This is a genomic window from Ehrlichia muris subsp. eauclairensis, assembly GCF_051097115.1.
Classification (GTDB): domain Bacteria; phylum Pseudomonadota; class Alphaproteobacteria; order Rickettsiales; family Anaplasmataceae; genus Ehrlichia; species Ehrlichia muris.
Genome location: NZ_CP118226.1, coordinates 872,302 through 898,008 on the forward strand (window position 1 = coordinate 872,302; position 25,707 = coordinate 898,008).

Genomic DNA, 25,707 nt, shown 5'->3' on the forward strand with positions numbered 1-25,707 from the left:
AGTAATTTACTACTATGCTCTAGTTAGTTATTACTTAAGTGTATTTATTGTTTATGGCTAAAAAAGGTTCTACTCTACTTGTAAAGTTAGCAAGCAGTGCAAAGACTGGTTTTTTTTACGTAAAGAAGCGCAATCCCAAGAAGTTAATTAATAAGCTCTCTTTCCGGAAATATGATCCTGTAGCAAAAAAACATGTGTTGTTCACCGAAGAGAAGCTGAGGTAATCTTCATTTCCTTGCTTACATCCAACAATGAAACATTACTTAACCTTTTTGATTTTATAGCCTTATATTTTTCTGATCTCAGGCTGGATGATAATATTCGCGCTTCGCTATCATATTCATCTGATGATTCTGATGGTGTTGATCTTTCGTTCATGTACGCTCTTATATATTTATTGCTACTGCTTTCACTGTTAACAGAGTCTAAGTCATCCAAAGTGTTAGAAAGGCGTGTATTACTAATTTCCATACGTAGGAACTTCTCACGTGCTTTCAATTTAATACATAATCCACCAGCTATACCACAACCTATCCAAATTATAGACAGCACCAAAGCAGCAGTACCCATAATAAATGTATTTCCATATCCTGCTCTAACAATTGTCCCAAATATACTACGTAAATCATCTTGAAACTTCATTATACACAGTACAACAGCACATGTAATTACTGCAAAAGTTAATATTAATGATATAGCTAATTTAGAATGGCAATACCTTTCTTTCTTTAAAGTTCTCCTTTTAATCGTTTGATAAATTTCTGCAGTCAGTAAATTTTTCTTCATCAATTCCATCACATAGCTATCACCTTTTCTAGAAAATAAACTCTGTCTATTATCTGCAACTAGAAGACTTACCATCTCTACACTACCAACTCTGATAGCAATATCTAATGGTGTGTCTCCATCTGTATTGACACTCATTACATTAACATCATAAAAAGATAGTATCTTTTTTACCAAAGTAGATCTACATGCTGCCACAGCTTGATGCAAAAAAGAATTACCATTCTCATCTGTCAGTAACAAAATGTCCTTTAAGAGGTTAGGTTCATATTTTACCTGCTCGCATAAGTAAGGGAATAATATTGCAGCACATGCAATGTTATTTCTTTCAATAGTAAGATCAAAAGCTGTTTTTCCTGCACGGTTTCTTTCTAAAATAACTTCTTGCCAACCTAACTGTAACGCCTTTAATAATAACTCTACACTACCTGCCATAACAGCCTGATGTAGTAAGCTATTACCATTATGATCTACAGTAGTAATTGGAGTATAACCTTCGGTATTCTTAACTGATAAATTTATATCCTGACATGACAATAAACAACTCGCTACTTCTAATTTGCCTTCTTCAATCGCAAGATGTAGTGGTGTACAACTTCTAGCATTATTGTTCAATTCATCAATTCCACCAGTATCATTATATACAGTTGCTTGACTGTTAACATTCATACCAATATTTATACATAATAGCAAATTATCTATATGATTGCCAAGAGCTGCATGATGCATTATATTCCTGCCCATATGATCTCGAACATTTACAGCATTTGCATTGTGTTTAATCAGCAATTTTAACACAGCAAATGAATTACTTCCTGCAGCCAAATGCAATGGTGTTAATCCAGATTTCGCAGAATTTAGAACAACATTTGATTTACTTAACAAAAATCTCGCGCACTTCTTTGCATTGTATACAGCTGCAAAATGCAGTGCTGTATAACCATACGAGTTAACAGCATTAACATCTACTTTATATTTATCAAATAAACTCTTCAATAGATTTACACTATCCGACTGTACCAATACAGACATAATGCTATCACGATCAGGGCCATAACCCATACCCAGAATACGTTCATGATAGGCCTTTAATAGATGAGACTCATTAGGATCTACTTTCTTGTCTAACTCCCCTAACTCTATATGAATTATTACTTTTACTATGTTTTCATACGATGCTTTACATATTCTATGCAATAAACTGTGATTACTGCGTATACAAGAAACAAACCTCTCTAATTCTAATTGTAGCAATCGATCTTCTTCAGATTTCAAATTAAGATTATCAGTTTTGAACTCTAGTAGAGAATTAGCACATTCTAACAAAGTATTAGAAACTGTTTCTTGTTGCTCTATTATTTGGATTAATGCACCTTTAGCTACTTTTTTTAATTCCCCATTACATTCTTTAAATTGACTTAAAGAACTAGATATTATGCTAACTGCTGCTAAATCTCCATGTTCTAATGCATACTGTAATGATCCTTTACGAAAGTCTATTACATTATAAGCTACATTATTGCTATGAGAAGATACGCAAGCAACTTGACTTATTACACTTTTTTCTTGATTAAAAGTACTACTAAAGATTGATCTAAGAAACTCATCCCTTTCAGATGAATTACCAGGAAATATCAAACCTAAACTACCAAGATCACAGACGTAAATACGACCTCCTACAACTCGCCCTTCTAGAGCACGAACTGATTGAACACTGTCTACAATAACATAATATCCTGTACTGTTTTGATATATAATAAATTGACAATTCCGCCTAATCCTTTCCTTTTTTCCACATTTTAAAAGCGACGAAAGTCCTTGGAAAAAAACTGAAAAATTATTATCTACTAATGCATCTGCTAATAATTTGTTTAGAGCAACAATTCGGCTAGGAGAGATACCTTGAGTTTTTAACTGATTGAACTGTTCCAGTTCTTCTTTGGATAATACAACAATATTCTCAGAATATTGCTGTACCTCACCTGATGCTGCACCATTGTCCTTACAGTGTTGTATATTACCATTAAACATATTAACTATCTCTATATTTATTTAGAGATATTCTGTATAAATTAATATCATGAAATATATATTAATAATTGTGCTAAAGCAAAAACCATCAACTTCAAATAATATTGTGAATTAACACTTAACAGTGATCTCTGCATTATAGAAAATGTAAAGATCATCTTATTAGTCACAAAATCTTAAAAAGATGTAACTTTTAAGAAACAATTAATTAATAAAACTAGTTAAAAATATTGACTTTTATTAATAAATAACTTAAAATTTTCATATAAAAATTGATATTATTAATTTTAATTATCAATAATTAATACTCTACAATTCCACAAGCAAAAAAATATTATGATAGGTAACAATCAAAATAGCAACTATGTGCAACAAAATAGAAACATTAATGTCACAGATAATACAAACAATGCCATGGATGAACAAGCTCAAAACGATTTAAATGAAGCTAGAGAAATGCAAGACATCCACAATGTCATGGATGAACAAGCTCAAAACGATTTAAATGAAGCTAGAGAAATGCAAGACATCCACAATGTCATGAATGAACAAGCTCAAAACGATTTAAATGAAGCTAGAGAAATGCAAGACATCCACAATGTCATGGATGAACAAGCTCAAAACGATTTAAATGAAGCTAGAGAAATGCAAGACATCCACAATGTCATGGATGAACAAGCTCAAAACGATTTAAATGAAGCTAGAGAAATGCAAGACATCCATAATGCCATGGATGAACAAGCTCAAAACGATTTAAATGAAGCTAGAGAAATGCAAGACATCCACAATGTCATGGATGAACAAGCTCAAAACGATTTAAATGAAGCTAGAGAAATGCAAGACATCCACAATGTCATGGATGAACAAGCTCAAAACGATTTAAATGAAGCTAGAGAAATGCAAGACATCCATAATGCCATGGATGAACAAGCTCAAAACGATTTAAATGAAGCTAGAGAAATGCAAGACATCCACAATGTCATGGATGAACAAGCTCAAAACGATTTAAATGAAGCTAGAGAAATGCAAGACATCCACAATGTCATGGATGAACAAGCTCAAAACGATTTAAATGAAGCTAGAGAAATGCAAGAGATCCATAATGCCATGGATGAACAAGCTCAAAACGATTTAAATGAAGAAGCTAGAGAAATGCAAGACATCCACAATGTCATGGATGAACAAGCTCAAAACAATAACAACCAACTATACACTACTCACATTTCACCCGTAAATACACATCAACGTACCTTCACAAGATAGCACAAGAGATAATATTTATCAATATGCTAACTAATACACATGTATAATAGATGTATATGTAGTTAGTATATTGACACTCATAAAATCTTTATCATAAACATCCAATGCATTCATATAATGCTATAAAATTGCTACAGCAAGCTTTTTAGCATTCTCGGTTTGACCACTTACAGCCCTGAGTTTTGAGTACTATGTTGATTACCTGTGTTAGTTCAGCGGTATGTATCATTGATTGAGAGGTAGATTGTGTCGGTAAGTTAACAGATTCTTCATTAATATCATGTTCTAGTTTTGGTATAGTGTAAGATGTGTCTAATAATAACTACCAGATCAGTGTATAAAAGTATCTATCACTCCATTTTACATAGTACATAGTCAAATTAACACCACATCATAGAATCAAACTAATAATTTTATCACAATGTAAGAGGTTTAACGCATTTTGATTATTAACTTAAAATAATATTCTAATAAATAAAATTCATTAGCAATTCCACTATACAAATTAAAAGTAGCTATTTTTTCCAACAGCATGTTGCTATAGCCAGATTTAAAAGAAACGATGCATAACAAGCACATATACCCAACTGAGCTTATACAAAAATGAAAGTTAATGCCTATTTATATTAAAACAACAAACTCTGATAATCTAAAAATAGATAACACCACATAAAAAACATAGCAAGACATTAACCACTATCAAGAAATTATGAAAATATATATCAAAACTATACACAACTACAATACTCACGTAATAACATACTTGTCACAACATTATAAATTAATAAATAAAACATCCAGCATACTTTAAAAGTTTTAAATTATACTAATAAAATAAAACACTACATTTCGTCTTTATCAAAAAATTAATATTTATTACTATATTTTTAAAATATTGACTTTTATTAAAAATTATGAAATTTTATTAGAATAATATTAAAAATCTTAAAGAATTACTATGCCATATGAAATTATTAGATACACCAACCTGGAACATATATTAAAAAAAATACTGAAGATATCAGAAATGCCACATCTTAGTTTTTATCAACATCAAGGAAGCAAAAATGAGTCACTCTGCAATTTTGTGTCTAAAAACATCAATCACATAACACCTCAACAACTCTATCAAAACTATAAAGATGCTACTAAACAATACCCTCAAATACAAATTATCAATACAGAATGCTTAATAAACTTTTCATTACTAAACCGTATTAAAAACAAATTTTATGAGAGTTTGCACATCCAAGAAGTCTTTGAACTCTTGGTTATAGGAATAATAGAAACCAAGTGTTCTCAATCTTATAACATCCATAATCACAGTATACACCGTATTAATGAAAGCAATCGTTATACACATATGCATTTACAAAATTTAGTATTTCTAGAACTTTATGCAGAACCCATATGGAAAAAACATAATCAAGTTTTTACAGAGTATTTGAATCAACTATATAACCTAAGAATATTAATTCTCAAAGGCAGAGTTCCCAGTGCACTTTTAGTGAATAGTAAGCTATATGGCAAATTCAATGATTGCACGTTTACTGCTGACCAGATAGAATACTTATTCTTAGAAAATTACCCAATTTCTATTATAAGTCACTTTCCAAATCTTAAATTTTTACAAATTAAGATAAAGCAACAGATCTTGGTACACAACGTAATACAGCTGTCCAAATATCTTCACCCTAATTACAAGACGCTAGAACATCTAGTGCTAGTTAATACAACAATAGAGAATAATAAAGCTACATACGTTGCTCACAACAGTAACGGGCACTACTACCTAACCACGTTCTTACTAACAAATATCAAAGTACAAAATATAAGCAACACAGAACACAACATAAAGATATTTTCAAGTAGAAGTTCAACCTACCAACCACCAAACAACACTAATTTGATTTATCAATTTTTATACAATAGAGATGAAAGAATTTTATATCCATTTAATAAAAGCACTCAACCACTGAAAGGAAATAACATATATAATATAAATATTAGCATCAAGGAAAAAAATAACACTGCTGCTTCTTATGCTAAATTACTAACGCAGAATATCAATCACACATATAATCAATCTACCTCTCAATCAATAACACATACCGCTGACTACACATATAATAAACATAATAGTCAAAACTTAGGTAATAAAGACATTTTCAAAATCAATGATGAGCCATTTGTAAGTGATGTTCAACCAAGAATACCATTACCCTATAAAAAAAGAAAACTTAACACTGATGATTATAACTTAACTGCACAAACTCCAAATCATATATTATATCATCAAGATAGTACAAGCACCACTAATTATGATTCATTTAATAATACTCAACCAGGAAATGATAAGCCATTTATAAGTGGTGTTCAAACAAGAATACCATTACCCCATAAAAAAAGAAAACTTAACACTGATGATTATAACTTAACTGCACAAACTCCAAATCATATATTATATTATCAAGATAGTACAAACCCCACTAATTATGATTCATTTAATAATACTCAACCAGGAAATGATGAGCCATTTATAAGTGGTGTTCAAACAAGAATACCATTACCCCATAAAAAAAGAAAACTTAACACTGATGATTATAACTTAACTGCACAAACTCCAAATCATATATTATATTATCAAGATAGTACAAACCCCACTAATTATGATTCATTTAATAATACCCAACCAAAATGCTGAATAGAATACTTAACAATGTGACAACAACAGAGATCACAGGAGTACAATGTCACAAGTGAACATTATATTTAATTAAAATACCATTGGTCAATAATGGCATACGTTATCCATAACCAGGTACATAATAAATCTAACTATTTAAGTAGAATTTTAGTTCATATTGATTACAATTGTATATATAAAAACAATATCTTAGTATCCTACAAAACAAGTATGTTTTTATGGTTATTTAAATATTATAAAAGAAATTAAAAATATCTTTTTCTTCATATAAGTATTTTATAACTACACATACATTTAGGGTAAATACTTAAAAATATCAAATTGATGTGACAATAATTAGAGATTAAATAAGTTGATTCTTATACTTGTATGTTATATATTAGATAGCAGTAGGTATGGTTTTTGTTTCAATTGATAAAATCACTACAAAAATTTCACCCTATTGAGCTTTTAAATTGTTATTATTGTAAATTTAATATTGCGCGTGTTAGTGTAACATTTACGACATTCGTTTTTGCAAACTTATATTTAATAATATGTATGATTTCAATTTTTAATGGATAAATTATGGAAAGTAGTGACGAAAAGTTAGAATCTGTGAAAGATACTGTGACTAAAATCGTGATTGATTGTTTAAAGCTTAAAGATGAACAGAAGGCTACCCTTTCTGGTAGCACTAATTTAGCAAAAGATTTAAATCTTGATAGTCTTGATTTTGTAGACTTAGTAATGTGCCTAGAAGACCATTTCTCCATAGAAATTTCCGATGAAGAAGCACAAGAACTTGAAACTATAGATAAAATAGAAGAATATATACGTAATAAGTTATCGAGTAATAACTAATAGGAGTACCTTCTATGACAAAAAAGAGAGTTGTTATTACCGGGTTAGGTTTAGTCACTCCCTTGGGTAGTGATGTGAAAACAGTATGGAATCTTTTATCTAAAGGAATCTCAGGTATAAGGAAAATAAATAGATTTGACACATCTGACCTTGACTGTAAAGTAGCTGGCCAAGTAACAATGAAGTCTGAATCCGAAGAATACGTTTTTGATGCCGAAGATTATATATCAGGGAAAGATTTAAAAAAAATGGATACTTTTATTCATTTCGGTATAGCATCTGCTATTCAAGCAGTTAATGACTCTAACCTACTAGATTATAAAGACCTTGACCATAGTAGAGTAGGAATAATAGTAGGATCAGGAATAGGTGGACTTCCATTTATAGAGAAAACTGTTATATGTTTGCAAGATCGTGGCCCAAAAAGAGTCAGTCCTTTTTTTATTCCTGCAAGCTTAATTAATTTAGTATCTGGTCACATATCTATTAAGTATGGATTTTACGGATTAAGTGATGCAGTAGTAACTGCATGTTCAACAGGAGCACATGCCATAGGCAATGCAGCAAGAATTATTCAATCTGGCGAGGCAGACGTAATGATAGCAGGTGGCACGGAAAGTGCAGTCTGTCGTATAGGGATTGCAGGATTTGCAGCTATGAAAGCACTCTCAATAAAGTTCAATGATACCCCAGAATTAGCATCACGTCCTTGGGATAAACAAAGGGATGGGTTTATCATGGGAGAAGGTTCAGGGATAGTTGTGCTAGAAGATTATGAACATGCAAAAAAACGTGGAGCAAAAATATACGGAGAATTGTTAGGGTATGGAATGACTTCAGATGCATATCACATATCAGCACCTCATCCAGAAGGGAAAGGTGGAGCAAAAGCTATGGAGTTAGCATTATCTAGTGCACAATTAAGCCCAGAATCTATAAATTACATAAATGCACATGGGACTTCCACTCCTATAGGAGATAGTGCAGAGATTCAAGCAATAAAAAATGTATTCAAAGAAAGCATATATAAAATTCCAATATCGTCAACTAAATCTTCTATAGGGCATTTACTTGGAGCAGCAGGAAGTGTTGAAGCTATATTTTGTATACTTGCTATGAATACAGGAATTGTTCCACCTACATTAAATCTATATGAGTCTTCCGAAGATCCACAATTAAATCTCGTGCCACTTAATACACAGGAACACAAGGTTAATTATTGTTTGTCTAACTCTTTTGGATTTGGCGGAGTAAATGTATCTTTGGTGTTTGGTAAAGTATAAAATCATTTTGGGTATGTTATAACATCTCAATATATGACCTTGTGTTTTTATATTTTTTTCTTATTAATCTAAGCATGTTATTGATGCATTAAGTTGCTTCTTATTAACATGTACAAGCTTGATTATTTTGTTTTGTATCAGCTAGTTAAAATGCTAGCATGACATATGCTCATTATATGAGTTTATTTAATAAGCATCAAATCTACATATCTAAAAATATGTATAAACAAACAATACCAATTATAATATTACTTTCGCGTATTACTAATTATTTGATTATTATTAATTAATATTTTAATTTATATTATTAAATATAAATATAAAACTCACTATGCAAACCAAGAAAGAATTATCGAATCAAGAACTTATATCATGTCTTAGATTAATAAGGACACAAAATATAGGGCCATCAACATTCTATGCCCTAATTAAGCTATATAAAACTTGTCAACACACACTAGAAGTCCTACCAAATTTAATAAAAAAATCTAGAATCAATAATAAAATTGACAATATATGTTCTACTGAAGTAGCAGAATTAGAGATCGAAAATACTAGCAAGATCGGTGGTAAAATAATTACAGCATTTGACGAAGACTACCCAGAAATCCTACGCAACATCCAAGATTACCCCCCAGTTCTAACAGTATTAGGAAATTCACTCTTATTAAAAGAAAAAATAATAGGAATCGTAGGAAGTAGGAATCCTTCAATTAATGGAAAAACCTTTGCTTATAAGCTATCATATGAATTAGCTAATTCTGGCTTCGTCATAGTATCCGGACTAGCAAGAGGAATAGATAAATCCGCACATGATATAATTTCGCATCAACTACCAACAATTGCTGTAATGGCAAGTGGGATCAATATAGTGTACCCACAAGAAAACACACATTTATATAATACCATAATAGACAAAGGAGGATTAATAATTACAGAATTTCCTTTTTCTACATTACCAAGAGCTCAATTATTTCCACAACGTAATCGCATAATTTCTGGATTATCACTTGGAGTAGTAGTTGTTGAAGCTTCCATACAATCAGGATCACTTATTACAGCAAATTTTGCCTTAGAACAAAACAGAGAAGTATTCGCAGTCCCTGGATCACCACTCGATCATAGATGCAGAGGAAGCAATAGCCTAATAAAAAATGGAGCAAAATTAGTAGAATCTACAAGTGATATAATAGAAAGTCTACAATTTAACAGTTACAAACCCCATGCCCAGTACCCACTATTCGATAATATAACAAAAAGTAGCAATAATTTCCATGAAATCAATAATGCAAAAGACGTGATTTTGCAGTATATTACCCATAGCCCAACTGAAATTGAAGAAATTATTGAGTTTACCAATTTGAATATAAGTAGTATTCTAACAGCATTAGTTGAGCTAGAAGCATCAAAAAAAATAGAAAGATTTCCTAACAATAAAGTTGCTCTAGTACATTAAGAGAATTTCAAGATTTCAAAAAATCAACATTTTCAGCATCTTACACAAGTAAGTCACTGTTAAATATTATACAGATCATGTAATAATAGAAAGTTCTACATAACAAAATTATTCTAGCATATAGCAAACTTTAAGATCTATAAATATCAATACTTTATATAAAATTATTTTGTTCCAGCACCTCATATAAGAAGCTATTACTTAACCACACAAACTAAAAAATAGCAAGATTCTCACAATAAAATTGTCTCAACATAGAAGCAAGCTTTAAGATCTATAAAATCAATACTTTAATAAAATTATTTTTCTCAGCACCTCATATAAGCAAGTTACTTTTATATAGCCATAGAGAAATACCCATAAAAATGTATACCAACCTTTTCTAAATATACAAATTCAAGACTACTTTGAAAATCACCTGATAAAAACATATACATCCTATCTATTGTGAATGAACATAATTCATACCTTCATAAAATTGAATTTATCTCATATATACTTATACTAATTTTCTTATACAATTACTCTACAATCCAACTTGGTAAAAGTAGATAATTAATACAAAATTCTATATTTATCACACATAGTACAATATTTTAAATATCTTGCTAAGATAAGCTGATTCTAGTTACTAACCTCATAAACCTTATAAACTGCTATACCAATTATTTTATCCATAACCATGACAATAAAAAAACTAGATGTCACTAGGCAACATTAAATTGTGCAAACTCACACGTACACTCTTTCACAAAACCGTCTATCTCCTTGCAAAAAGCTTATCTACTTCAACTAAACTCAATTCTACATAAGTTGGCCTACCATGATTACATTGTCCAGAATGTGAAGTATTTTCCATATTTCTTAAAATAGCATTCATTTCTTCAACCTTTAATCTTCTACCACTCCTAATAGAACTATAACATGCTATTGTACCACATATATTCTTAATCTTATCATCTAAGAATAAAGTATCACCTATTTCCATAACACTATCAATTATATTCACAACAAGCGATTTAATATCAAAACTTCCAAAAATTGCTGGGACTTCCCGTACTATGACTGACATATTACCAAGTGGTTCAATTAGTAATCCAAGTTTTAATAATTTTTCCTTATATTCAACAAGTAGTTCCAAATCAAGATGGCTATTCATTTCAACAATTTCAGGCATCAATAGTATTTGACGTTTTATCCCCTCTTTTTCCATAACTTGCTTCATATATTCATAAGTTAATCTCTCATGAGCTGCGTGTTGATCAACAATAACAATAGAATCCTGAGTTTGAGAGATAATATACCTATTGTGTATTTGGCACAAAGCATAACCTAATGGGTAAGTATCAATTAATGAATTGTTTGGTATTTTTTGATGATTTTTCGGGTTCAATGTATCAATTAATTCTAAATCAACAGAATTACTTATAACACTAAACTTATTACTATTTATATCAGAGGACTCTTGTAGAAGATCGTTAGCTACACTAACAAGATCTTTATTCTCTTTTAATATACCCAAATTACTAGTTTCTACTCCAGGTTTTTTCTTGTCATTAGGGTTTTCAAAATTGTCACCAATTCTCTCCTCTTCAAGCTTATCTGCTATTGTTCTTGAATCTTTACAAAAATAACTACTATTATCCGATAAAGATTGACCATCCGCATCTATGTTTGTAGAACTATGTTTTTGTATACTATTATTAAACAATTGTTTCTTATTTTGAAGAAGCTTAAAAAATTCAGAAGAAACATTATTACCAATGTTTTGTGAGTTTCTCATATTAGCAACATTGTTCTGAATAAAATGATCATTTTCAAGTTTACCAATAGACTTTAACTTCATATTTATGTTGACAGATAATGCTTCTTTAATTGCATTAACTACAGTTCTATATACTAATTTTTTATCCTGAAATCTTACTTCAGATTTATTTGGATGAACATTAGCATCAACTTGATCACATGGAATATCAAGATGCAATACAACAACTGGATATTTATCCTTTTCTATAAAATCACTATAAGCATATCTCACTGCACCTATCAGTAAATTATCATAAATAGGGCGACCATTAACAAAAGTATATATAAGACTTGACTTACTGCGACTTAATGTAGGAGATCCAATATACCCCGACAATTGAATCCCCTTCTCTTCTACACTTACTACTGGTAAAGAATTTTTATAAAACTCCACTCCCAAAGCTTTTATCTCAGATAATCTATCAATATTTGATTGTTGCTTTAAATACTTAAATATCTGCTTGTTATCAACAAATAATGAAAACATTATACCATGATTTACCATAGCCAGCTTATTAATCATATCAATAATAGATTGAATTTCTGCTTTTTCTGTTTTAAGAAACTTTAATCTATTAGGTGTAGCAAAAAATAAATCTCTTACTTCAATATAAGTACCACAAGAAAGTGCATCTGGCGTTAACTCTTGTGTTTTCTCTCCACCTTCAAATACCATTAACCATGCAGTATCAGAATCCTGATGTTTTGAAACCATTTTTACTTTACTAACAGCCGCAATAGAAGTTAACCCTTCCCCTCTAAACCCTAAAGATCTGACTTTAGATAAATCACCATCAGGAAGTTTAGATGTCGCATGACGAGCAAATGCAATTTCCATATTTTCTTTTTTAATTCCAATCCCATCATCACTAACAATTATTAAGTTACGTCCTCCACGTTCTATTGTAATACTAATAACAGTAGCTTTAGCATCTATTGAATTCTCAACTAATTCTTTAACTACACTGGCTGGACATTCTATAACTTCTCCTGCAGCAATTCTATTAATTGTTCTAGGATCTAATAGTATAATTGACATATGCTAACACTAATAACTGAAACAATATGTTACAAACGTACAGGAACAACAAGTATTTTTTAGTAATACAACCACTAAATATCTAAATATAAATCATCCAGCAATTTATTATTATTATAATACAACAATTCCTTAGAAATACGTAAAGACTTAATCTTATCAACCTACATAACTTACTACAATTAAAAATAGTACATATAAACCACCCCATATACTTAACACTACTTTAAAGCAATGCACTATCTGTTAATAAAAACAGCATATATGATATTCTCTACTTCATCAATAGAACTACAAACCACTAAAAACCTTTTTCTTCAAGCACATCAGTATATGGGAACGTTAATGTTACTATAGTACCTAAATTAGGCTCACTTTTTATTTTGAACACTCCATTCATCAATTCAACTAACTTCTTACTTAATGGTAACCCCAATCCTGTACCTTCATATTTACGAGCATGTCTACTATCCACTTGTCCAAAAATAGACATAACTTTATACAAATCTTGCTGTGCTATACCTATACCATTATCAATAATTTCAATAATAACTACTTCCTCTTCAAGATCATATTCTACTACTAATTTTACACATCCATTTTCAGGAGTAAATTTTATTGAATTAGACAACAAATTAATTATCACTTGCTTCATTCTTTTAGGATCTGCAATCATTACAGCCTTATTAGGTGGTAATACTTTTTCAAGTTTTACTTTTGCCTGCTCAGCTCTTGGAAGCATCATATTAAAGCAGGAAGAAACAATTTTTCCTAGATCAAATTTTACAAATTCTACTACTAATTTATCAGCTTCAGCTTTAGAAAAATCTAAAATATCATTAATTAAGCTCAATAAATGGACACCAGCATTGTGAATATCATTTATATATTCCTTATAATGAATATTCTCTATAGCACCCATAGATTCAGCTTTCATCATCTCCGAAAATCCAATAATAGAGTTCAATGGAGTACGCAACTCATGACTAATATTTGCAAGAAACTGTGATTTACTTATATTTTCTTGTTCTGCTACTTCTTTCGCTTCTTTTAATTTTAAATTAGCATCATAATGCCTACTTAGCATCTTTGTATTTCTATAATATATGCACCAAGTGACAACAACAAATATAATAATGATTAGTACAACTACTACTAAAAATACAGTATAAAAGTTTACAATAACACTAGATAAATTCTCTGAATTTTTAATTATCTTCAAAAACATCAAAGGACTACTATCTTTATCATACAATGAGAATATAGGAAATATAGAAGCAATAGTTGCACCATGACTAATCTTATGATCTACATATTCCCCTTTCAATAATAAATTCATATCCTCAGAACACAACAGTAGATCTTGATCTGCAATATCTTCACTACTTCTATTAGAAAATATAACATTCCCATCTACATTATATAAAATAACGTGAAAATCTTTTACTCCACCTAAAGCTTTGAGAAATTCAGCACGTAATTTTATTAGTAAATTCATATAGTACGTATTGGTCGCTACATGACTTGGAGCTTTTGCTAACAATTGAACATATTTATTGATAACAGAATTAACAAGTATTGCTTTAATATTCAGATTGATTTCTTTTGACATTTCATACAGATAATCATCCCTCAGGTATATATGTGTATAACCAACTGCAAAAAACAAAGTAATAACCAAAAACACTAACAACAAAATTCGAAAATATTTCATATATACATCCAAGCACCCATATCATGATAATATGTATATGGTACTATTTATAAACTTTTTCTTAGTTGACCTATAACAATATCATGCTATCATAACGCACGTAGCTTGCATTGCTATCTAGCTTTAAAATCTTAAAGGAAATTTAAATGACTAATTCAGTAATTTTACCAGTGTATGCACCATCTAGCACAACTTTTTCACATGGGAAAGGAGTTTACTTATATGATTACAATGAAAAGAAGTACGTAGATTTTTATGCAGGGATTGCGGTCAGTTCCTTAGGACATGCTCATCCAACATTGGTAAATGCATTAAAAACACAAGGTGAAAAGCTTTGGCACTTATCAAATATATATACAATACCTGAAGCTATAAAGTTAGCACAAAAATTAGTAGATATCAGCTTTGCTGACAAAGTATTTTTCGGGAATTCAGGTGCAGAATCCGTAGAGTGCTGCTTAAAAATAGCAAAGTCATATCAATGTGGGAAAGGTAATACTCAACGTCATCGATTCATCACAATAAAAGGCTCTTTCCACGGAAGAACATATGCTGCATGTTCAGCAAATGATCCAAGTAAATTCTCTCCTTTACTTAAACCATATGTTGAATGGTTTGATAATGTAAATCCTGATATCACATCCATAAAAAATGCAATTAACAAAAACACATGTGCAATATTAGTAGAGCCTATACAAGGAGAAGGTGGAATAAATGTACTTGACGATTCTCTTTTAAAAGACTTACGTACAATCTGTGATCAAAATGATATATTATTAATTTTCGATTGTATACAATGTGGAAGTGGAAGAACAGGAAAGTTTTTTGCTTATGAATATGTCGGAGTAACTCCTGATATATGTTGTCTTGCAAAAGGATTAGGTGGAGGTTTCCCTATATCAGCGACTCTAGCAACTAATAACGCTGCTCAGTTTATGGGTCTTGGCATGCATGGTTCTACTTTTGGAGGGAATCCGCTAGCAACTACTATTGGCCTGGCTGTAGTTCAAGAAATTTTAAAAGATGGTTTTTTAGACAATGTAACTAAAAATAGTCATTACCTATATAAAAGACTAGAGGACTTAGCTAATAAGTTTCCAGTAATTGAACAAATAAAAGGTAGGGGACTTATGATAGGGATAAAAGTTAACACTGACAGTAGAGCATTAATGAGTGGGTTAATAAGTTACGGATTATTAACTAGCGCTGCGAGCGGTAATACTTTAAGAATAATGCCTCCTTTAACAATTACTCAACAAGAAATTGATGAAGGTATTGCTATATTAGAAAGTTATTTGCAAGATAAACACTGTTAATAAAACTTACATGGTGTTTCAAATTTTTAATAAATGCTGGCAACTTATAATACATGAGTTAGTGAGCTGTACGTTACTAGCTTATAAATAAATGGTTATGTTACAATTAAAAATAACTCAGTATCAAAATTATTAGTACATTAAAAAATTGACTATAAAGTAAGTATTATCAATAAAAACCAACTTGATGTTTCATAATTTATATGGTACGCTTTAACATATGCTTGTATTGTGTGTTCACATACGTTTGTGGTCATCTTAGATATTTTTAAATTAATATGGTATAAAGCTAATGGTAGCAATGGAAAATATGGAATGGTCATGTAATTTTGAGCCATTGGTACGTGCTTCAAGTACATGTCATCCTGGGGGAGTGGCAAGGGTTTCAAGTAAATACACACCTTTAAAATCACGTAAGACTAGCGCAGGGATGTATTATGGGCGATTATTTGTAATGATCTCTTTTATTGCACTAGTAATAGACGCAGCATCTTCGATGTTCAATTTGATATCAACTCATGTTTTTGTCTCTGAGCGCATTAAACATATGGTAGCCGCTGCTTTTTATATTATCTATACAATAGCTGCATTGGTCATGATTGTCAGTTCAGTAATGGCAATAAAAGAATCAGTAAATAACAAAAAACTCACTCAAAATTCACCAGAAACATCAGATGAGGAATCAGATGAGGAAAGCATAAATGACTCCACAGAACGTGGTAAGTTAATAAAAAAACAGGCTAATATTCAAATTTCTGAGAATTCTTTTACTATTATTTCACAATTGATGTGGGTCATAGTCTCCGTCGTATCATTAACAATGCTTTCTATAGGTAGTAACCCAGCACTTGAACAACTAAGTTTATTCTTATCAGTCACTGCACCTTTTTTAGGTATCCTGTCTTGTATTTTAAGGTTAGTAGATGCAAATATATCACGCGAAACAGGTAACTCCGAGAAACAAAAGAGACGAGCTCGTAGTTTCACAATCCTATGTGCTGTTATTTTAGCTTTTGAGATAGTTCATTGTATATGTCATGTTCTAGAAGCACTATCACTTGGTGGAAAAATGCAGGATATTTATAGTTTTCAAAATACTGCTGTACTCTGTTTAGAACTGATAACAGTACTTGCGTTTATTGCGGCGTTCTTTATAGAAAAGTATATCGATAGCAAAGCTGAAAAAAGTCAGGCTCACTCTGTTGGTGTTAGTAGCTTCGTAGATCATGTTGAGAGTGATCCTCACACTTCTACAATGAAAATATATTATTAGCTGCTGCATTGTAGTTATAACTAAGCTGTTTTAATAAAAGATTTGAAGATCCAAAATTTATATAATATCTTTGCTTTTCCAACAGCATAAGGTGTTCGCAGCACGATTCTTCGTCGGGACAATAACTACTATAAACTTAGAAGCCATCTAATATTATAGCAACTAAACCAGGCTATACACTATTATTAGCTTATCATCCTGGGAATCCATAACAAACGGTGCTGTGCTATTTTGAAAACTTTGAAAAACAAAAGCAGCACCGGAAAACTATATAGTAGCAATTATACAGTCATAACGAGCTAAAAAGTACTAATACAGAAGAAGAATTCCAGTTTTTTTACTTGACTCTTCCCATCTTAGTAACCAATTAGATAATCTTTGAATCTATAGAAAGAACAGAATCAATTTAATGGATTCATACTAGAAAAAACTCTAGTACCATATTATCGGTTGTATATTAGTAAGTTTTCTGGAGAAAGAATTATATCAAAAGCTGCTATACTGCAGAAACAGTACTAAGCTTAACGTTTTACAGCAATATTAATAAATCCAAAAAAAATCAGAAAGAGAATCTTAGTATCCTACTACTCACAATTCTAGTACCATATTTTAATCTAGAAACAGAATAGCAGTATTAAAAGTTAGATATACTATAAAATATACTAGAATACAATTTCGACAAACATATTAAAAAATATTGATAATAGCATTCCCTATATTACTCAAGTAATATTTCACGTTTTCCAGTATTTGCAATTCCAATAACACCATCTCTTTCCATGCGTTCTACTAAATTTGCAGCTCTATTATATCCTATTCTCAACTGTCTTTGTATATAACTAATAGAAGTTCTTCTATCTCTCATCACTATCGAAACTGCTTGTTGATATAATTCATCATCCCGCTCAGAAATATTATCATCTATACAGTAATCATAATCTTGTTGGACCTGTGTAATCCCTTCTATATACTCCGGAATACCTTGAGATTTTAAATATTCAACTATACTCTGTACTTCATCATCACTAACAAAAGCTCCATGAACACGTATTATCCTACCACCAGATACCATATACAGCATATCACCCATACCAAGTAACTGCTCTGCCCCCTGTTCACCAAGAATAGTCCTACTATCTATTTTTGATGTTACAGCAAAGCTAATCCGTGTTGGAAAATTTGCCTTTATTACCCCTGTTATTACATCAACAGAAGGACGCTGAGTTGCCATAATTATATGAATTCCAGCAGCTCTCGCCATTTGAGATAATCTTTGTATCGAAGACTCAATTTCTTTTCCAGCCACAAGCATTAGATCTGCCATTTCATCTACTATTACTACAATATAGGGAAAAACACGAGGTTCTATTACAATCTTCTCAAAAATTGCTTCCCCTGTTTCTTTATCAAATCCTGTCTGCAATACTTTTTCAAGAACTCTATTTTCACTAATTGCTTCCTTAATTTTATCATTATAACCAACAATGTTACGCACTCCAATATCAGACATTAACCGATAGCGATTCTCCATTTCACTTACTACCCACTTTAAAGCAGCAATAGCTTTTTTAGATTCAGTCACGACTGGAGTTAATAAGTGTGGTATAGAATTATATACTGATAACTCTAATACTTTAGGATCAATCATAATCATTTTGCATTGATCCGGAGTTAAGCTATAAACCAGAGATAAAATCATAGTATTAATTGCCACAGATTTTCCAGAACCTGTAGTACCAGCAATAAGAATATGCGGCATTTTCACTAAATCAGCTATGACTACTTCCCCATCTATTCCTTTTCCTAAAGCTATAGGTAACTTAAGTTTAGAATCCTTATATTGTTGACTTTCTAACAAATCACGTAACATCACTATTTCCCTATAGTGATTAGGTAATTCTATACCCATAACATTCCTTCCAGGAATAACTGATATACGTGTAGACAAAGCACTCATAGAACGGGCAATATCATCAGATAACCCTATAACTCTCGATGACTTAGTCCCAGCAGATGGCTCAAATTCATACAACGTTACTACCGGACCATATCTAATATTAACTATCTTCCCATATATAGAAAAATCCTTCAACACCTTGTCAAGTAGACTAACAACATTATTATCTGGACGAAATTCTCTTCCATCTGTTGGATTAGATTTAGATAAATAATTAACACTAGGTAATATAAACTCCTTATTCTTTTTTTTTTCTTGAATTACTTGAAGATTTATCTGAGGTTTATTATAAACCACTTCTTCTCTTTCACTACTGCATTCATCATCATCTTTTTCATTATCACCATACTCATCATCATCATATTCATCATCTTCTTCATCATATTCATCATCTTCTTCATCATATTCATTATCTTCTTCATCATCATATTCATTATCATTATCATCGTATCTATCATCATTATTTTCTTCAATTTGATACTCTAATCCTTCTCTATCTAAAAAATCCAACTCGTCTGCTAATCCGTCTTCTACTACTTCTTCTACCAACTCTTTTGTTAACCCTTCCTCATCTAGTAAATTTTTAACATTGTAAAACTCTTGAGCTTGCGCTACATCTTGATGAACTTCTTCTCTTTCAGTAATATCACTAGTATTGCTATGCTTATGAGTCAACTTACTAAACATTCTTAAAAAGATACCATAAAGATATACAACTTTTTTCCAACTAATAATCCCAACAATACCTACTAGTATTATAGCAAGTAGCACAATAATTGGAAAATCATGAAAATAAGTACCTAAAACACCACAATAATCACATTTATGAATGATCTTCAGAGAAACATTAGATATCAGTCCACTTATCCCAGACACAATAACAAGGCTACTAATAAGGTACAAATAAATGTTCCTATTAATACCATACAACATATTAACAATACAAAAGATCATTAAAGGAATTATCACAAGACTAGATATGCCAAATATCTGTACTAAAATATCAGCCACATGAGATCCAATAATCCCACACAAATTTTTTACAGGAGAGTCAGTTGCCACATTGAAAGATAAATCATCAGCATGATAAGTAAGGATTGATAAAGATACAAATGCTACAATAAAGGATAGTGACAATATTCTAATAAATAAAAAAGCTCTATTAAGTACAGATTTCATACCCTCAACTATCTTACCCAAAATAGTAACGCAAAGCATACCTTACAAAATTAATAAATACTAATAACATAAGAGGTGAAAGATCAAAATTATAGGAAATAGTAAAAGGAAAAATCCTTCTAACAAAACCCAAAGCAGGAGATATTAACTTAGATAATAACAAAAAGACACTATTAACAATCTCATTATACCTATTTACAATATTGAACACTATCAACCAGCTTAATATTATCCAGAGTATTAAAGAGAAATTATAAATACTCAACAATGTATCAAGTAAATATACTAAAGGATGCATAAAGTAATAGTTCTCTAAAATTAATAATTATATATTAAACATTGAGTTTACAATACACTAAAATTATAGTCAATCAAAAGAGAAAAATTCAACTTGAAAAACTCAAGAGTATTATTTATCATGTAAAGTTTACTTTAATTTTTGATCCTCAATGGGTTTATTAGTAACTTCAGTACTTAGTATACTTATACTACTAATTTTATCTGCATTTTTTTCTGCTGCAGAAACAAGCATAACTTCAATTAGTAGCTCGCTTATCCACAAATTAATGTTACAAGGTAATAAGAGAGCTCAAATCATTAACACATTAAGTCAAAAGAAAAAGCTTGTGATTAATACTGTGTTAATAGGTAACACTATCATAAACATAACAGCTTCCTCTATTGCAACAGCAATTTTTATTGAAATTTTAGGAGCGCAAGGAATATTGCTTTCAACTGTTATTATGACATTTTTTATATTAATATTTTCTGAAGCATTACCAAAAAGCTATGCTATACTCAATCCAGAAAAGACTGCTTTACTCATATCGTGTCCATTATCATTTTGTGTGTTAATTTTATCTCCAATAACATTATCGATACAATACATGATAGACTTTATCTTAAAAATTCTAGATATGCATAAAGATAAAGAAATTATTTCAGCAGCAGAAGCTATGAGAAACTTAATATCATTACATGACAGTAAAGGAACTATGCTTAAACAAGACTTAGACATGTTAAGTAGCATATTAGACTTGGCAGAAACAGAAATTTCACAAGTAATGACTCACAGGAAAAATTTACTAGCTTTTAACATAGATATAAATATAAATGATCTAATAAAAAAGATACTAGCAAGTTCTCACAGTAGAATACCATTATGGAAAAACCAAGAAGATCAAATTATAGGAGTAGTACATGTCAAAGATGTAATAACACTAATACGAGAAAAAGGTAAAAACATTACTCAAGAAGACCTTTATAGAGTAATGACAAAACCATGGTTTGTTCCAGACACAACTTTATTGAGTGTGCAGCTTCATAACTTCTTAAAAAATAGAAAACATCTTGCCTTAGTTATAGATGAGTATGGGGCATTACAAGGAATAGTAACATTAGAAGACGTTATTGAAGAAATAGTTGGAGACATAACAGATGAACATGATATTACTACAGAAGCTCCTATAAAACAAATTTCTGAAAATATATATCATATTAACGGATTTACTTCCATTAGAGACATCAATAGACAATTACGTTGGAATCTACCTGATGAAGAAGCATCAACGTTAGCAGGAGCAATTGTATATGAGGTCGAACGTATACCTGAGGAAGGAGAGGAATTTTTACTATACGGATTATCATTCAAAATACTAAAGAAAAGTGGTCATACTATTTCTAGCATTCAAGTTGACACATCTCCACAAGATATATCCATTATAAAACATAAGGTAGAATAATAAATGCAACCGTTTATGCTTCCACTATAAAATGAGGTATAAAACATCTTTTTAAGATCTAAATAAATGATCTAACATCTATCCAGCTAGAACAGGAATATCTGTTATTAAAGACGCATGAAATTCAGCAATTTCATCCAAAAATTTTTTACATGATGCTGATAAAAGATAGTCCATCATCATAATAAACAAGAATTGATAAAAGAACAAATGTTATAATAAAAAGTAGTAAAAATACCTAAAAAAAGTTTTATTAAGTACAGATTTAACATTTACAACTGTTTTATCCAATATAATAATGAAAAATATACCGTCCAAAATTAAAAAAATACTAACAATACAAGATAGAAAAACAATAAAAAACACATATATTATAGTAAATATAGTATTCTCAAGCAGATTTCATATAAGCACAAATTATTATTAAATAATAAATCTATTGATCTCATATAGTAAAAGGTAAATTTAAGTGTCACCTGCAATTTAAATATCAAAACACCTTAAAAGATACCTAAACTATGTAATATATATAATGTCATCGTTTCTAAAACATGTGAAGATAAACACGTTATTCATTATGCATATACTTCATAATAAGTTTACACTATTTTCAAGCGTATAATTATTAGGTAAGAATTTTTGAATCACTACAATAAGATATTTATTTCACCAATAAATTTTTTATTACTTAATAACATTAAGATCCTAATATTGCTTTACAGCTTTAAAATTCTATAGATCTATAGAATACACAATCTATATCACAATTTTACACATAACAAATATATGTGAATATTCAATAACATATAGACTTACATTTTTCTATAAATTCATATGTAACATTATCAGGATGTTTACTATTTAAAACTGCCGATATAACAGCTATTCCATTAACACCAGTTCTAATTACTGAATCCACATTTAGCAAATTAATTCCACCAATAGCCACAATTTTAGATCGTAAATTTCTAACCCAATAGTTAAGCAAATTCACGCCCTGTGGCATAAAATCCATATTTTTTAATGTAGTTGGGAAAATAGGACCAAAAGCAATATATGAAGGACGAAAACATTTAGCTATTGCTAATTCATGATAACAATGAGTACTAACACCTAATCTCAAACCTGCATTAAATATTTCATTAAAATTTGCACCTTTTAAATCATCCTGCCCTAAATGTACTCCATAAGCCTTATACTTTATTGCAAACTGCCAATAATCATTTATAAATAGTTTAACATCATTTTGATTCGCAATATGAATACCTTCTTTTATTTTTTCTTCTACTTTTTCTATTAGCTCATCCTTAATTCTTAATTGTACCACTTTAACTCCTAAATCAATTACATATTTTAACCAAAATAAATCTGGTACTATTTGATAAAAACCTATAGGATCAAGTATAGGATGAAAATTTTTATCAAAGTAATCATCTTTATTGAGCATAATAGTGGGAAAACATTCTTCATCTAAAAAACTAACGTTCTTAACAGATCTATTAGCAAAAGCTCTAGCTATGACTAAAGCATCTTTTTGAAAATCATAAGGATTTAAACACTTGCTTACTAATGTAGATGCTTTGTATCCAGACAAGAAATCTTCTTTGGTATTAGATGATATTCTGTTATATAAGAACCATAAGCCCTCTACTCCATTAAAATAATAGTCCCAGCACTTATCGTATTTTTGATCTATAACATCAATAACATATATGCTCTTCTTTTTTATAGAGTATAAGAAATCTACACTTCGAACAATATCTTCAGGATCTTCTAACCGAGTAGTACAACAATATTGTACTAAATCCCTTTTATCTACAATACATACTTCATTCAAATCATTTTCAAACATAAAAAAGCTATAACATCAAATCTATACAGGTATACAATGATAAATCACATAGAAATCCCAAAACCTTAAAAATACACAACATACAGTCACATAACATACGAAATTAAAAATACACTTATTATACAAGACAGACAAACCTTATTGAGATAAATTATGTACAAGACACCTATATTCTACAGATACATCGATAACAAGATTTGCTATCTCTTGATTGATTTACTAAAATTGATATGTATTTCACATCACAATTTCATCAATAAAATTACCTAACATACAATCTGTTCTTATCAAAAAAGAAAATCTACATTTCACAAATTAGAAAAAGTAGTTAAGCATTTTATTTAATACATACACTTCACATGCACAGCACACCTAGTACTATTAATGCTGCATTTTATTAAAATACTGAATAATCGTTGCTGCTATTTCCTCAACAGATTTTTGCGTAACATCTATAATAGGCCAACCATTTTGAACACATATCCTTTTTGTTTCTTGAACTTCCATCAGTACATGCTCATAATCAACATACTGATAATTATTTTGATTCTTCATAGAAACTAATCTGGCCCTTCTTATTTCTATTAATCTATTAATATCAATAGTTAATCCTACAATAAGTTTATTCTTCATGTTCGACAGGTCTACAGATAAGTCAATAGAATGCACTAAAGGTATATTCACTACCCTATATCCACGATAAGCCAAGTATATACTGGTTGGAGATTTTGAAGTTCTAGAAACACCTAAAATAATTATATCAGCTTGATCTATATCCCAAAGATTCTGTCCATCATCATGTGCAATAGTATAATTAATTGCATCTATACGCGTAAAATATTCATCATCTAATCCAATATTAGTATTAACATATGGATCTTTCTTAACATGTAAATAACAAGAAATTTCTCTAATAACATGTGATAATACAGGAATACATGGTATCTCATGTACACCAGCTTTTTGCTTCAAATATTTTCTTAATTCATCATCAAACATTGTATACATGATAAAATTATATTTATCCTTTTCAATCAACGACATTATTTTATCTATCTGCTCATAATCATTAATAAATGACCAAACAAATTCACTAACTTCTATAGATTTAAAATGTTCTAATGCAGACCTAGCCACTAAAGCAACAGTTTCACATGTAGAATCAGAAATTAAATGCAGATTTAAAATAATAGGAGTACTCATATAAAATAGATTACTGATATAATATAAATGCTAATAATAGTTTCCAAAAAAATCTGTTTCATTTAAGTGCACGTATACAACAAGAATAAGACAAGCAATTTTTTTATTAAAGCTCCGAGTCATATTTTTTATCACATATTTTAACAATCGATATTACCTCACTATTGAAGAAGTCACATGCAGTGATTACAAAACATAAACTTAACACCAATATTGATATTAACAATAACTATATAAGTTATTATTAATTTATAAGA

General features: G+C 30.2%; 16 protein-coding genes. 9 read left to right on the plus strand and 7 right to left on the minus strand.

The window, feature by feature from the left end; all coding sequences use genetic code 11:
* Nucleotides 1–53 precede the first annotated feature (53 nt).
* Nucleotides 54–224, plus strand: coding sequence for a 50S ribosomal protein L33 (gene rpmG / locus PVA18_RS03480; protein WP_082058901.1), 171 nt, complete (start codon nucleotides 54–56; stop codon nucleotides 222–224).
* On the opposite strand, the gene PVA18_RS03485 is transcribed toward rpmG, so the two are convergent.
* Entirely contained in the window at nucleotides 202–2,817 is a 2,616-nt protein-coding gene (locus PVA18_RS03485; protein ID WP_045804443.1) for an ankyrin repeat domain-containing protein, read from the minus strand. The two genes, rpmG and PVA18_RS03485, sit on opposite strands and share 23 nt — an antisense overlap.
* A 366-nt stretch (nucleotides 2,818–3,183) precedes the next feature.
* On the opposite strand from PVA18_RS03485, the gene PVA18_RS03490 reads away from it, so the two are divergent.
* The 5 genes from PVA18_RS03490 (at nucleotide 3,184) to dprA (ending at nucleotide 10,369) form a co-directional block, all read left to right on the plus strand.
* Nucleotides 3,184–4,080 carry a hypothetical protein gene (locus PVA18_RS03490; RefSeq protein WP_434431846.1) on the plus strand — a complete coding sequence of 299 codons (897 nt, stop codon included), beginning with the start codon at nucleotides 3,184–3,186 and terminating at the stop codon, nucleotides 4,078–4,080.
* Between the two features lie 958 nt (nucleotides 4,081–5,038).
* Nucleotides 5,039–6,784 (plus strand): hypothetical protein, encoded by a 1,746-nt coding sequence (locus tag PVA18_RS03495; protein ID WP_045805048.1) that lies wholly within the window; start codon nucleotides 5,039–5,041, stop codon nucleotides 6,782–6,784.
* 570 nt (nucleotides 6,785–7,354) lie between these two features.
* On the plus strand, nucleotides 7,355–7,630 hold the full coding sequence (locus tag PVA18_RS03500; protein ID WP_024071848.1) for an acyl carrier protein: 276 nt from the start codon (nucleotides 7,355–7,357) through the stop codon (nucleotides 7,628–7,630).
* Between the two features lie 14 nt (nucleotides 7,631–7,644).
* A complete protein-coding gene (fabF, locus tag PVA18_RS03505; protein WP_045805049.1) occupies nucleotides 7,645–8,913 on the plus strand; it encodes a beta-ketoacyl-ACP synthase II in 1,269 nt (422 codons plus the stop codon).
* A gap of 331 nt (nucleotides 8,914–9,244) precedes the next feature.
* Nucleotides 9,245–10,369: a DNA-processing protein DprA gene (dprA, locus tag PVA18_RS03510; RefSeq protein ID WP_045805050.1), complete on the plus strand. Its 1,125-nt coding sequence runs from the start codon at nucleotides 9,245–9,247 to the stop codon at nucleotides 10,367–10,369.
* A 760-nt stretch (nucleotides 10,370–11,129) separates the two neighbouring features.
* Here the strand turns inward: dprA and mutL are convergent.
* Complete coding sequence (mutL, locus tag PVA18_RS03515; RefSeq protein ID WP_045805051.1) at nucleotides 11,130–13,214, minus strand: DNA mismatch repair endonuclease MutL; 2,085 nt, start codon at nucleotides 13,212–13,214, stop codon at nucleotides 11,130–11,132.
* A 301-nt stretch (nucleotides 13,215–13,515) separates the two neighbouring features.
* Nucleotides 13,516–14,928: a sensor histidine kinase gene (locus PVA18_RS03520; RefSeq protein WP_045805052.1), complete on the minus strand. Its 1,413-nt coding sequence runs from the start codon at nucleotides 14,926–14,928 to the stop codon at nucleotides 13,516–13,518.
* A gap of 146 nt (nucleotides 14,929–15,074) precedes the next feature.
* On the opposite strand from PVA18_RS03520, the gene PVA18_RS03525 reads away from it, so the two are divergent.
* Nucleotides 15,075–16,244: an aspartate aminotransferase family protein gene (locus PVA18_RS03525; protein WP_045805053.1), complete on the plus strand. Its 1,170-nt coding sequence runs from the start codon at nucleotides 15,075–15,077 to the stop codon at nucleotides 16,242–16,244.
* A 292-nt stretch (nucleotides 16,245–16,536) separates the two neighbouring features.
* Nucleotides 16,537–17,517, plus strand: a complete 981-nt coding sequence (locus PVA18_RS03530; RefSeq protein ID WP_052692817.1) for a hypothetical protein — start codon at nucleotides 16,537–16,539, stop codon at nucleotides 17,515–17,517.
* A gap of 718 nt (nucleotides 17,518–18,235) precedes the next feature.
* Here PVA18_RS03530 and PVA18_RS03535 read toward each other — a convergent pair.
* A complete protein-coding gene (locus PVA18_RS03535) occupies nucleotides 18,236–20,653 on the minus strand; it encodes an FtsK/SpoIIIE family DNA translocase (RefSeq protein WP_257639927.1) in 2,418 nt (805 codons plus the stop codon).
* Between the two features lie 13 nt (nucleotides 20,654–20,666).
* On the minus strand, nucleotides 20,667–20,951 hold the full coding sequence (locus PVA18_RS03540) for a YggT family protein (protein ID WP_045805055.1): 285 nt from the start codon (nucleotides 20,949–20,951) through the stop codon (nucleotides 20,667–20,669).
* A 151-nt stretch (nucleotides 20,952–21,102) separates the two neighbouring features.
* On the opposite strand from PVA18_RS03540, the gene PVA18_RS03545 reads away from it, so the two are divergent.
* Nucleotides 21,103–22,395, plus strand: coding sequence for an HlyC/CorC family transporter (locus tag PVA18_RS03545; RefSeq protein WP_045805056.1), 1,293 nt, complete (start codon nucleotides 21,103–21,105; stop codon nucleotides 22,393–22,395).
* 796 nt (nucleotides 22,396–23,191) lie between these two features.
* Here the strand turns inward: PVA18_RS03545 and thiE are convergent.
* Both thiE and PVA18_RS03555 read right to left on the minus strand, forming a co-directional pair.
* Nucleotides 23,192–24,247 (minus strand): thiamine phosphate synthase, encoded by a 1,056-nt coding sequence (gene thiE / locus PVA18_RS03550; RefSeq protein WP_045805057.1) that lies wholly within the window; start codon nucleotides 24,245–24,247, stop codon nucleotides 23,192–23,194.
* Nucleotides 24,248–24,628: 381 nt separating this feature from the next.
* On the minus strand, nucleotides 24,629–25,450 hold the full coding sequence (locus PVA18_RS03555; RefSeq protein WP_045805058.1) for a pyruvate, water dikinase regulatory protein: 822 nt from the start codon (nucleotides 25,448–25,450) through the stop codon (nucleotides 24,629–24,631).
* Between the last annotated feature and the right edge of the window lie 257 nt (nucleotides 25,451–25,707).

Coding starts and splice junctions, on each gene's coding strand:
- rpmG (WP_082058901.1), top strand. CDS start 54: ATGGCTAAAAAAGGTTCTACTCTACTTGTAAAGTTAGCAAGCAGTGCA.
- PVA18_RS03485 (WP_045804443.1), bottom strand. CDS start 2,817: ATGTTTAATGGTAATATACAACACTGTAAGGACAATGGTGCAGCATCA.
- PVA18_RS03495 (WP_045805048.1), top strand. CDS start 5,039: ATGCCATATGAAATTATTAGATACACCAACCTGGAACATATATTAAAA.
- PVA18_RS03500 (WP_024071848.1), top strand. CDS start 7,355: ATGGAAAGTAGTGACGAAAAGTTAGAATCTGTGAAAGATACTGTGACT.
- fabF (WP_045805049.1), top strand. CDS start 7,645: ATGACAAAAAAGAGAGTTGTTATTACCGGGTTAGGTTTAGTCACTCCC.
- dprA (WP_045805050.1), top strand. CDS start 9,245: ATGCAAACCAAGAAAGAATTATCGAATCAAGAACTTATATCATGTCTT.
- mutL (WP_045805051.1), bottom strand. CDS start 13,214: ATGTCAATTATACTATTAGATCCTAGAACAATTAATAGAATTGCTGCA.
- PVA18_RS03520 (WP_045805052.1), bottom strand. CDS start 14,928: ATGAAATATTTTCGAATTTTGTTGTTAGTGTTTTTGGTTATTACTTTG.
- PVA18_RS03525 (WP_045805053.1), top strand. CDS start 15,075: ATGACTAATTCAGTAATTTTACCAGTGTATGCACCATCTAGCACAACT.
- PVA18_RS03530 (WP_052692817.1), top strand. CDS start 16,537: ATGGTAGCAATGGAAAATATGGAATGGTCATGTAATTTTGAGCCATTG.
- PVA18_RS03535 (WP_257639927.1), bottom strand. CDS start 20,653: ATGAAATCTGTACTTAATAGAGCTTTTTTATTTATTAGAATATTGTCA.
- PVA18_RS03540 (WP_045805055.1), bottom strand. CDS start 20,951: ATGCATCCTTTAGTATATTTACTTGATACATTGTTGAGTATTTATAAT.
- PVA18_RS03545 (WP_045805056.1), top strand. CDS start 21,103: ATGGGTTTATTAGTAACTTCAGTACTTAGTATACTTATACTACTAATT.
- thiE (WP_045805057.1), bottom strand. CDS start 24,247: ATGTTTGAAAATGATTTGAATGAAGTATGTATTGTAGATAAAAGGGAT.
- PVA18_RS03555 (WP_045805058.1), bottom strand. CDS start 25,450: ATGAGTACTCCTATTATTTTAAATCTGCATTTAATTTCTGATTCTACA.